The organism is Kitasatospora sp. NPDC059827, assembly GCF_042731675.1.
Classification (GTDB): Bacteria; Actinomycetota; Actinomycetes; order Streptomycetales; family Streptomycetaceae; genus Kitasatospora.
Genome location: NZ_JBHWIV010000101.1, coordinates 20,153 through 29,741, shown reverse-complemented (window position 1 = coordinate 29,741; position 9,589 = coordinate 20,153). Strand labels below are relative to the sequence as shown.

At 74.0% G+C, this 9,589-nt stretch carries 9 protein-coding genes and 1 pseudogene; 8 read left to right on the top strand and 2 right to left on the bottom strand.

Annotation, left to right across the window (positions count from 1 at the left end):
- Positions 1–220: 220 nt before the first annotated feature.
- Positions 221–1,675, top strand: a pseudogene (locus ACFV8H_RS36450) (hypothetical protein); the annotation flags it as partial.
- Between the two features lie 57 nt (positions 1,676–1,732).
- Complete coding sequence (locus tag ACFV8H_RS36445) at positions 1,733–2,653, top strand: hypothetical protein (RefSeq protein ID WP_380408398.1); 921 nt, start codon at positions 1,733–1,735, stop codon at positions 2,651–2,653.
- 119 nt (positions 2,654–2,772) lie between these two features.
- Here the strand turns inward: ACFV8H_RS36445 and ACFV8H_RS36440 are convergent, their stop codons facing one another.
- Positions 2,773–4,143 carry a DUF1015 family protein gene (locus ACFV8H_RS36440; RefSeq protein WP_380408388.1) on the bottom strand — a complete coding sequence of 457 codons (1,371 nt, stop codon included), beginning with the start codon at positions 4,141–4,143 and terminating at the stop codon, positions 2,773–2,775.
- 92 nt (positions 4,144–4,235) lie between these two features.
- On the opposite strand from ACFV8H_RS36440, the gene ACFV8H_RS36435 reads away from it, so the two are divergent.
- Positions 4,236–4,799, top strand: coding sequence for a tetratricopeptide repeat protein (locus tag ACFV8H_RS36435; protein WP_380408386.1), 564 nt, complete (start codon positions 4,236–4,238; stop codon positions 4,797–4,799).
- 72 nt (positions 4,800–4,871) lie between these two features.
- Positions 4,872–5,909, top strand: a complete 1,038-nt coding sequence (locus tag ACFV8H_RS36430; RefSeq protein ID WP_380408384.1) for an HAD-IIA family hydrolase — start codon at positions 4,872–4,874, stop codon at positions 5,907–5,909.
- Positions 5,910–6,138: 229 nt separating this feature from the next.
- Here the strand turns inward: ACFV8H_RS36430 and ACFV8H_RS36425 are convergent, their stop codons facing one another.
- Positions 6,139–6,486, bottom strand: coding sequence for an SCP2 sterol-binding domain-containing protein (locus ACFV8H_RS36425; protein ID WP_380408382.1), 348 nt, complete (start codon positions 6,484–6,486; stop codon positions 6,139–6,141).
- Positions 6,487–6,652: 166 nt separating this feature from the next.
- Between ACFV8H_RS36425 and ACFV8H_RS36420 the strand changes: the two genes are divergently transcribed.
- The 4 genes from ACFV8H_RS36420 (at position 6,653) to ACFV8H_RS36405 (ending at position 9,582) form a co-directional block, all read left to right on the top strand.
- Complete coding sequence (locus ACFV8H_RS36420; RefSeq protein WP_380408381.1) at positions 6,653–7,477, top strand: hypothetical protein; 825 nt, start codon at positions 6,653–6,655, stop codon at positions 7,475–7,477.
- Positions 7,461–7,739 (top strand): hypothetical protein, encoded by a 279-nt coding sequence (locus ACFV8H_RS36415; protein ID WP_380408379.1) that lies wholly within the window; start codon positions 7,461–7,463, stop codon positions 7,737–7,739. The genes ACFV8H_RS36420 and ACFV8H_RS36415 overlap by 17 nt, the downstream gene beginning before the upstream one ends.
- A gap of 36 nt (positions 7,740–7,775) precedes the next feature.
- Complete coding sequence (locus ACFV8H_RS36410; RefSeq protein ID WP_375887343.1) at positions 7,776–8,582, top strand: TlyA family RNA methyltransferase; 807 nt, start codon at positions 7,776–7,778, stop codon at positions 8,580–8,582.
- Positions 8,583–8,673: 91 nt separating this feature from the next.
- Positions 8,674–9,582 carry an NAD kinase gene (locus ACFV8H_RS36405; protein ID WP_375887069.1) on the top strand — a complete coding sequence of 303 codons (909 nt, stop codon included), beginning with the start codon at positions 8,674–8,676 and terminating at the stop codon, positions 9,580–9,582.
- Positions 9,583–9,589 lie beyond the last annotated feature (7 nt).

Sequence of the window (9,589 nt, the reverse complement as noted above, 5' to 3'; positions counted from 1 at the left end):
AAAGGCGGGGGCCCCAGCGTTTCGTTGGGGCCGCGGCCTTTTTGTGTTTTGCGAACTTGCACGAGACCGGCAGGCCGGGACTTCCGCCCAGGAGCGGACGCTTCCGACATGCCGGACAATGGAGATGGTGTGCGGCCAGGAGGCCGGCGCCGATACCGCGTGACGGCACTGACGTTGCCCAGTCCGCGGTGGAGATGAAGCAGCAGAAGGAGTCACGAGGATGTCGAACCAGCCCGAGGGCCGTCCCGAGCGTCGATCGGACGACGGCCGAGGCTACGAGCCCCGGTCGCGTGGGGGCTGGTCCAACGACCGTGGCAGCTTCCGTCGTGACGACCGTGACGACCGTCCGCGTCGTGACGACCGTCCGTCGTTCCGCGACCGTGACGACCGCGGCGGCGACCGTGGCGGCTTCCGTCGTGACGACCGTCCGCAGGGTGGTGGCTTCAACCGCGACCGTGGCGACCGTCCCCAGGGTGGCGGTTTCAACCGCGACCGCGGTGACCGTCCCCAGGGTGGCGGTTTCAACCGCGACCGTGGCGACCGTCCCCAGGGCGGTGGCTTCAACCGCGACCGCGGTGACCGTCCCCAGGGTGGTGGCTTCAACCGCGACCGCGGTGACCGTCCCCAGGGCGGTGGCTTCAACCGTGACGACCGTGGCGGCGACCGCGGTGGCTTCCGCCGTGACGACCGCCCCCAGGGTGGCGGCTTCCGTCGGGACGACCGCCCGAGCGGGTTCCGTCGCGATGACCGTGACGACCGTCCGCGTCGTGACGACCGTCCGTCGTTCCGCGACCGTGACGACCGCGGCGGCGACCGTGGCGGCTTCCGTCGTGACGACCGCCCCCAGGGTGGCGGTTTCAACCGCGACCGTGGCGACCGTCCGCAGGGCGGCGGTTTCAACCGCGACCGCGGTGACCGTCCCCAGGGTGGCGGTTTCAACCGCGACCGTGGCGACCGTCCGCAGGGGGGTGGCTTCAACCGAGACCGCGGTGACCGTCCGCAGGGTGGTGGCTTCAACCGCGACCGCGGTGACCGTCCCCAGGGCGGTGGCTTCAACCGTGACGACCGTGGCGGCGACCGCGGTGGCTTCCGCCGTGACGACCGTCCGCAGGGTGGCGGTTTCAACCGCGACCGTGGCGACCGTCCGCAGGGTGGTGGCTTCAACCGCGACGACCGTGGCGGCGACCGCGGTGGCTTCCGCCGTGACGACCGCCCCCAGGGCGGCGGTTTCAACCGCGACCGTGACGACCGCGGCGGTTTCAACCGCGACCGCGGTGACCGTCCCCAGGGTGGCGGTTTCAACCGCGACCGTGGCGATCGTCCGCAGGGTGGCGGTTTCAACCGCGACCGCGGTGACCGTCCGCAGGGTGGTGGCTTCAACCGTGACGACCGTGGCGGCGACCGCGGTGGCTTCCGCCGTGACGACCGCCCCCAGGGTGGCGGCTTCCGCCGGGACGACCGCCCGAGCGGGTTCCGTCGCGACGACCGTGACGACCGTCCGCGTCGTGACGACCGTCCGTCCTACGGCGACCGTGGCGACCGTCCCCAGGGTGGTGGTTTCAACCGCGACCGCGGCGGCGACCGTGGCGGCTTCCGCCGGGACGACCGTCAGGGTGGCGGCGGCTTCCGTCGCGACGACCGTCCGTCCTACCGCGACCGTGACGACCGCGGCGGCGACCGCGGCCGTGGGGACTACGACGACCGTCGTGGCAACTTCGAGCCGGTCAAGCGCCTGCCGATCCCGGAGGACGTCACCGGCTTCGAGCTGGACGCGGACGTGCGCCAGGAGCTCAAGAGCCTGCCCAAGACCCTCGCGGACGACGTCGCGCGCAACCTGGTGATGGTGGCCCGGCTGCTCGACGGCGACGCGGAGGAGGCCTACCAGTACTCGCGCGTCGCGCTGCGACTGGCGTCCCGTGTGCCCGCCGTCCGTGAGGCGGCCGGTTTCGCCTCGTACATGACGCAGCGTTACTCCGAGGCGCTGACCGAGTTCCGCGCCGCCCGTCGGATGACCGGTCGTGCCGACCTGTGGCCCGTGATGGCCGACTGCGAGCGCGGTCTGGGCCGTCCGGAGCGGGCGCTGGCGATGGCCGGCGAGCCCGAGGTGAAGCAGCTGGACAAGGCCGGCCAGGTGGAGATGCGCCTGGTCGCGGCCGGTGCCCGCAGCGACATGCAGCAGTTCGAGGCGGCCGTCGTCACCCTGCAGAGCCCGGAGCTGGCCTCCAGCGCCGTGCACTCGTGGACCGCGCGCCTGCGGTACGCCTACGCCGAGGCGCTGATCGCCGCTGGCCGTGGCGACGAGGCCCGTGACTGGTTCGCCAAGGCCGCCGAGGCCGACACCGAGGGTTCGACCAACGCCTCGGAGCGCCTGGCCGAGATCGACGGCGTGGAGTTCACCGACGCGCTCGACCCGGAGCTGGCCGACGAGGACGTCGACCGGGCCGAGGCCCCGGCGAAGAAGCGCGGCGGCGACGTCTCCGACGACCGTGTGATCTTCGAGGACGAAGAGGACGTCGAGGAGTTCTACGACGAGGACGACCTCGAGATCGACGAGGACTTCGACGGCATGGTCCCCGAGCGCGCCGCGGACGCCGAGGCCGACGAGACCGAGAAGGCCGACAAGGCCGAGGCCAAGGGCGACGCCCAGGCCTGAGCGCCCTGAAACACGCCGTGAGGCCCTGCCGATGCCCCTTCGGGGGAGATCGGCAGGGCCTCACGGCGTCCGGGGGTTCCTGCTGCCCGGCTGCCCGGCCGACGGCCTAGCCCAGCGGCCTAGCCCAGCGGAAGGCTGCGCAGCACCAGCCCGGTGGCCGGCTTCGGCCCGAACGAGGTGGACTTGCGCGGCATGGTGACGCCCTGTTCGGCCAGCCTCCGCACCACGCTCTCCCGGACCGGGTGCAGCAGTACGGCGGTGCCTCCGGTGCGGGCGGCCTCGCGTTCGGCGGCCGCGGCGGTGTGCAGGTAGCCGATGTCGTCGGGGCCGTCGGGGACGTGCCAGGTGTGGTCGAGCAGGGTGGCGTGCAGCACGGTGGCGTCCAGGTGGCGCCACTCCTCGGGCCGGTCGTGCGGCACGGTGGCCTCCAGCAGGGCCTCCTCCGGCTCGCCGAGCAGCCAGAACACGCCGTCGCCGCCGGTGAGGACGAAGCCGTTGCCGCCGTGCCGCTTCTGCTCGGCGAGGGCCTGGAGGGCGGCGGTCAGCGGACCGGGGACCTCCTTGACCTTCCACTGGTCGCCGAGCTTCTCCAGGGCCTCGGCCACCGGCAGCCGGTACAGCACCCGGTGGATGGCCCGGACCCGCAGCGGGTAGCGGGCGGTGTCCACCAGCAGCACCATGCCGCGGTCCCACGGGCTGCGGGGCAGGTGGCGGTGTTCGCGCTGGAGCCGCAGGTACATCTCCCAGCGGTGGTGGCCGTCGGCGATCAGGGCCCGGCAGGTGGCCAGGTCGCGGCTGATCTCGCCGAGGTCGGCGGGGTCCGTGACCGCCCACAGGCGGTGGTGGGTGCCGTCGGAGGTGGCGGTGGAGAGCAGCGGCTCGCCCTCGACGGTCCGCTCGATGACGCCGGAGGCGCCGCCGTTGCCGCGGTAGGTGAGCAGCAGCGGTTCGAGGTTGGCCCGGGTGGTGCGCATCAGGCCGACCCGGTCGGCGACCGGCCGGGGCATCACGTCCTCGTGGGGGAGGACGACGCCGGCCTCGGGGCCGCTCACCGCGAGGGCGCCGATCAGGCCGCGCTGGAGCAGCTCGGGCGTGTCACCGTTGCCGGGGATCCGCTGTTCGTAGACGTAGATGGCCGGCTCCGGGTCGGCGGCGAGGACGCTCTCGCGCTGCCAGGCGGCCAGCAGCCGGGCGGCGTGCCGGTACTTGGTGTCGCGGTCGGGGCGGTCGCCGGCGTCCTCGGGCTCCGGGCGGGGCAGGATCAGCCGGACCACGTTGTGCGGGTCGGCGGTCTCCAGGTCGAGCCGGCGCCCCGGGTCGACGACGTCGTACGGCGGGGACATCACCGAGGCCAGCGCGCCGACCCGGTCGGGGACGTAGCGCAGGCCACGGAAGGGGGACAGGGACAGGCCTGCGGTGGCGACGTGCCCGGGATCGCCGGGGCCGCCCACGGGAGTCTCGACTCCGTCTTCTGCACTGGGTGTGCTCATTCTGGGCATCGTAACCGGGTACGCGTTGTTGAGAGATCGGAATCCCCGTGCCGAACGGTCGGACGGGTGTACGACCGAGGGCGAGGTACGGCATGGAGGACGGGCAGGAACGGTTGGACGGCGGTGCGCCGGGGGAGCGCGTGCCGACGGGCGGCGTGCCCGCCCAGGGGCGGACCGGGGAGCCGGCCGGGGACGTCTACGACTGGTTCCGCCGGGGCGCGAACCTGCTGGCCCAGGGGCACCCGGCGGCGGCCGAGCAGTTGCTGGTCCGGGCGGCGGAGGCCGAGCCGCACTCGCGCAGCATCCGGGAGGCGCTGGCCCGGGCGCAGTTCGACGCCGGTTCGTACGCGACGGCGCTGGAGAACTTCCGGGCGGTGGCGCAGGCAGATCCCTCGGACGACTACGCTCAGTTCGGGTGGGGGGTCGCGGCGGCCCGGCTGGGCGACTTCGAGACCTCCGCCGAGCACCTGGCGCTGGCGGTGGCCATGCGGCCGGAGGCCGACCACTACCGGGCGGCGCTGCGGCAGACCAGGGCGACCCTGGCGGCCCGCGCCGGGGCCTACGGCCCACTGCTGCCGGGGGCGCCCGGCTACCGTGAGCCGGGGGTGCCCGGGCAGGTCGGGGGAGGGCCCGGCGGCGTCGACGAGGACGCCTGACCGGGCGGGCAGTGACGAGCAGACGAACCGCGGTGAACGCGGACGAACCGCAGTGAATGAGGTAGGGCAGGCATGACCGAGACGGCCACCCCCGCGCGACGGACCACCCCCGGCGGCAGCGACCGCCCGCTGACCGAGGCGTACGACACGGCACTGCTGGACCTGGACGGCGTGGTCTACGCCGGCCCGCACGCGATCGAGCACGCGGTGGACTCGCTGGCGACGGCCCGGACGGCCGGGATGCGGCTCGCGTACGTGACCAACAACGCCTCCCGCCCGCCGCGGGTGGTCGCCGAGCACCTGACCGAGCTGGGTGTGCCGGCCGAGCCCGCGGACGTGATCAACTCGGCCCAGGCGGCCGCCCGGGTGGTCGCCGAGAAGGTGCCGGCCGGAGCGAAGGTGCTGGTCGTGGGCGGGCTGGGACTGGAGGAGGCGCTGGCCGAGCGCGGGCTGGTCGCGGTCCGCTCGCTGGCCGAGGAGCCGCTCGCGGTGGTGCAGGGCTTCGACCCGTCGGTCGGCTGGGCGCAGCTGGCGGAGGCCGCGTACGCGGTGCGCGGCGGGCTGCCGTGGGTCGCCTCCAACACCGACATGACGGTGCCGACGGCCCGCGGCATCGCGCCCGGCAACGGGACGCTGGTGGCCGCGGTGCGGGCGGCGGCGGGGGTGGACCCGGAGGTGGCGGGCAAGCCGCTGCCGCCGATGCACCGGGAGACCGTGCTGCGGACGGGCGCGCGGCGGCCGCTGGTGGTCGGGGACCGGCTGGACACCGACATCGAGGGCGCCTTCAACGGCGGGGTGGACAGCCTGCTGGTGTTCACCGGGGTGACCACCCCGGTGCAGCTGCTGGCGGCCCCGGTCGAGCACCGGCCGACGTACCTGGCGGCCGACCTGCGCGGCCTGCTGGTCGCGCAGCCGGCGGTGACGGCGGCGGGCGGCGGCTTCGGCTGCGGCGGCTGGACGGCGGTGGCGGAGGGCGGTGTGCTGTGGCTGACCGGCGCCGGGGACCGCTGGGACGGCCTGCGGGCGCTGTGCGCGGCGGCGTGGACGGCGCTGGACGCGGACGGCGGGCCGGTGGACGGGCGGAAGGCGCTGGCCGAGCTCGGGTTCTGAGGTCGCTCGGGACGGTCGTCCGGAACGGTTGTCCGGAACGGTTGTCCGGGACAGTCGTTCGAGACGGCCGTCCCGGACGGTCGTCTGAGTCGTACGTCCGATTCAGACGTCCAGGGCAGGGCATTCGGGTGGGGCGCGTCCGGGGTGGGGCGTTCGCGACGGGCGTCTGACACGGACGTACGAACCGTTCCTCGGTACGGACGTCCGTGTCAGACGCCCGGCCCGGGCCTCAGAGCAGGGTGCGCAGCCGCAGCAGGTCCCGGAGGCCGGCTTCCAGCTTGATCCGGCCGCTCGCCCAGGCGGAGGCGAAGTTGAGTTCGCCGCCGACCAGGGCGAGCAGGTCGTCGCCGGCCATGGTGAGCCGGATCGCGGCCTTCTCGGCGGGCGGGCCGGGCACGGCGGACACGTCCTGGATCCGGCCGTCGCGCAGCTGCCCGATGAAGGTCAGGTCGAGGTCGGTGATCCGGCAGCTCAGCGAGCGGTCGAGGGCGGCGGCCTTCCGGACGTCGCCGGTGGCCTTCGCCATGTTCCGGCTGAGCTGCTCCAGCGCCTCCCGGCACTCCTCGGCGTTCGCCACGGCGCTCGCTCCATCCCCAGGTCACTACGGTGCGGACTGCCGGGCCACGGTACCTCAGGAGGGTTTTGGCGGTAGCGTCGTCGGTGGGGTGCCCGGAATCGCCCGGGTGCCGAGGGCGACGGAGCCAGGCGCGCTGTGCGCGCGCAGGCGCGGAGGAGGCACCCGGATGCTGCCGAGGACGGTGCGGGGAGCGGTGGCGGCCGCCGCCGTGGTGGTGGAGGAGGTCGGCAAGCGGGTCGTCGACACGGCGGCCGCGGTCCTGGAGAAGACCGGCGTCGACGTGGCCGAGGTCGAGCGCAGGCTGGGCGGCCAGTTCCCGCCGTCGGCGAAGACGCTGCAGACCCTGGCGGAGGAGGCCGTCACCGCCGGGCGGGCCGGGGTGGACCTGGCGGTCGGGGTGGCGCGCAACGAGGTGGAGAAGGCCTTCGAGAAGGTCGGGGACCAGGTGACCAAGGTCGGCGTGGTGCTGGCGTACCTGGAGAGCAAGCTGCGCGAGGTCGAGGAGGAGCCCGTCGCGGCCGAGGCCGGGCCGGGCCCGGCGTCGACCGGGTACCCGGCGGAGGAGCCGGTGCCGGCGCCCCGGGCGGACGACCTGTTCGGACGCGGCTGGGAGTTCGAGGACGAGCGCGTGGCGGCGGAGCCGATAGTGGCCGAGCGGGTGGAGGTGGACGAGCCGGTCGAGGTCGATCCGCCGGTGGCGCCGCCGGAGAAGGCGGCGGGGGATAAGAAGGCCGCCGCCGCGAAGACCACTGCCGAGAAGTCCACTGCCGCCGAGAAGGTCAGCGCGGCGAAGAAGGCGACCACAGCGAAGAAGGCCGCTGCGGCGAAGAAGACCGCCGTCGCCAAGAAGGCCACGGTGAAGAAGACGGCCACCGCGAAGCGGGCCGAGGCGGACGGCCGGGCCGGGACGGCGGCCAAGCGCACGGCGACCAAGAAGACCACCGTCCGCAAGGCCAGCAGCACGAAGAAGCCCGATGACCGGGACGAGTGAGCCGGGCACACCGTCCGAGCCCAGCCAGCTCGTAGAGCCCGCTGAGCCCATCGAGCCCACTGAGTCCACCGAGCCCGCCCGGTCCGCCGTGGCGGTGGGGCCGCTCGGCGTCGAACTGCTGCCCACCGGGCACCCCGGAGTGGATGCCGGGCTGGCCCGGTTGGAGGCTTTGGACGGGGTCCCGGCCGAGGCACACGTCGCGGTGTACGAAGATGTTCACCAGCGGCTCGCCGACGCGTTGGCCGCGCTCGACCAGGAATGATCCGCAGGACCCGTAGGAGCTGAAACACCAGTGGCAGTGGCACGACGCCGACTCGACGCGGAGCTGGTCCGCCGCAAGCTGGCCCGGTCGCGTGAGCACGCGTCCGAGCTGATCGCGGCCGGCCGGGTGACCGTGGGTGGCACCACCGCGACCAAGCCGGCCACCCAGGTGGAGACCTCGGCGGCGGTCGTGGTGGCCAAGGACGACAACGACCCCGACTACGTCTCGCGCGGCGGGCACAAGCTGGCCGGGGCGTTCGCGGCCTTCGTGCCGCAGGGCCTGGTGGTCGAGGGCCGCCGGGCGCTGGACGCGGGCGCCTCCACCGGGGGGTTCACCGACGTGCTGCTGCGGTCCGGGGCGGCCCACGTGCTGGCGGTGGACGTCGGCTACGGGCAGCTGGCCTGGTCGCTGCAGAGCGACGAGCGGGTGACGGTGATGGACCGCACCAACGTCCGTGAGCTGACCCTGGAGACGATCGGCGGCACCCCCGTCGACCTGGTCGTCGGTGACCTCTCCTTCATCTCGCTGGGCCTGGTGCTGCCCGCGCTGGCCGCCTGCGCGGCCGCGGACGCGGACCTGGTGCTGATGGTCAAGCCGCAGTTCGAGATCGGCAAGGAGCGGCTCGGCAGCGGCGGGGTGGTGCGCAGCCCGCAGCTGCGCGCCGAGATGGTCCGGCAGGTCGCCGGGCAGGCGTGGGAGCTGGGGCTGGGCGTGCGCGCGGTCACCGCGAGCCCCCTGCCGGGGCCGTCCGGGAACGTCGAGTACTTCCTCTGGATGCGCCGGGACGCCCCGCAGCTGGACCCCGCGGACGCGGACCGGGCCGTGGCGGAGGGGCCCCGATAGGGTGCTCTGCGAGCGTCCGGCCCGTCATGCTGGATGGCGCGGCCGCACCGGGCCGAGGGCGACCCGGCAGGCGTAGGGAGAGGGCAGCGGCATGAGCGATGGAGAACGCACGGTCTTCCTGATCGCGCACACCGGCCGGGAGGCGGCGCTGCGCAGCGTCGAGGCCCTGGTGCACGGGCTGCTGAAATCGGGGCTGCGGATCAGGCTGCTGGAGACGGAGGCGGTGGACCTCGACCTGCCGGACGGGGTCGAGAAGGTGGCCGAGGGGCCGGGCGCGGCCGACGGCTGCGAGCTGATCCTGGTCGCCGGCGGGGACGGCACGCTGTTGCGCGGCGCGGAGTTGGCGCGCTCGCACGGGCTGCCGATGCTGGGCATCAACCTCGGCCGGGTCGGTTTCCTGGCCGAGGCGGAGCGGGACGACCTGGCCGTGGTGGTCGAGCGGGTGGTGGACGCCGACTACGAGGTCGAGGAGCGGATGACGATCGACGTCATCGTCCGCACCAACGGCGACGTGGTGCACGAGGACTGGGCGCTGAACGAGGCGTCGATCGAGAAGGCGTCCCGGGAGCGGATGCTGGAGGTGGTGACCGAGGTGGACGGCCGTCCGGTCTCCAACTTCGGCTGCGACGGGGTGGTCTGTGCGACGCCGACCGGTTCGACGGCGTACGCCTTCTCGGGCGGCGGGCCGGTGGTGTGGCCGGAGGTGGAGGCGCTGTTGATGGTGCCGATCTCCGCGCACGCGCTGTTCGCCCGGCCGCTGGTGACCTCCCCGGACTCGGTGCTGGCGGTCGAGGTGCAGCCCAAGACCCCGCACGGGGTGCTCTGGTGCGACGGGCGCCGCTCGGTCGAACTGCCCGCCGGGGCGCGGGTGGAGGTGCGCCGGGGGAAGACGCCGGTGCGGCTGGCCAGGCTGCACCGGGCGCCGTTCACCGACCGGCTGGTCGCCAAGTTCGCGCTCCCGGTGACGGGTTGGCGCGGCCGCTCGAACACCCCCTGCTGACGGTCCG